The organism is Enterobacter cloacae complex sp. P12RS (assembly GCF_014895875.1).
Lineage (GTDB): Bacteria > Pseudomonadota > Gammaproteobacteria > Enterobacterales > Enterobacteriaceae > Enterobacter > Enterobacter bugandensis.
This window is the reverse complement of sequence record NZ_JADBQO010000125.1, coordinates 1-768: the sequence shown is the minus strand read 5'-3', so window position 1 is coordinate 768 and position 768 is coordinate 1. Positions and strand designations below refer to the sequence as shown.

The following is a 768-nucleotide window of genomic DNA, read 5'->3' as shown; positions in this document are numbered from 1 at the left end:
GCTGGGGAACGTATAAGTAATGATATAAAAATTGAATTGCATCGGGTAATAAAAGAATGCAACGACCCTAGTATTAATTCAGTAGTAAATGAAAAAGTTTCTAAAAAAGGGTCTTACATCCCGAACTTTGAAATGGAAGTAATATTTAAAGATGTCACAAATAAAAATGAGCTAGTGGATTCTTTGAATTCATTTAAATTCGCTCTTGTAATATTTGATATGCACGGTGGCCATGATTATGATGGGCATGGATTCCTTGAGCTATCAGGTGAAATTTTGTATCCTTATGAGTTAATTGGTTTAGCTAATATCCCACCAATAGTCGTATTAAGTGCTTGTGATACAAGCCCAGCCGATAGAAATCATTTTAATGCAGCAAATGCTTTTCTATGTGCAGGAGCAAAAACGGTACTGGCTAGTACATACCCCATATTAAGTAGAGATGCGGCTATCTATATAGGCCGATTATATAAACGCCTAAGATACTATCTACCTGAAAGAATTTTATTCACTAAAACAAGTTTAAGATGGTCAGAGTTCATTACGGGACTTAACCGCCGAGTTTATTTCGATTATTTTTTAATGTACATTTTCAGAAAATATAAAATTAATGATAAGTCCATATTAATAGAGTTACGGAATTATATAAATATCGCATTAGAAAATCACCCTCACGATTTTTTAGATGGAGTTTATTATTTCTTTGAAAATTTAACAGACCTATCTAAAAATCAAATTAGTGATGAACTTAATAATCACTTCTTGTTT

Annotated in this window: 1 protein-coding gene; it reads left to right on the top strand. The window is 31.9% G+C overall.

From position 1 onward, the window contains the following. The coding region (locus IM284_RS23225; RefSeq protein WP_193055983.1) for a CHAT domain-containing protein at positions 1 to 768 on the top strand (768 nt) is incomplete at both ends.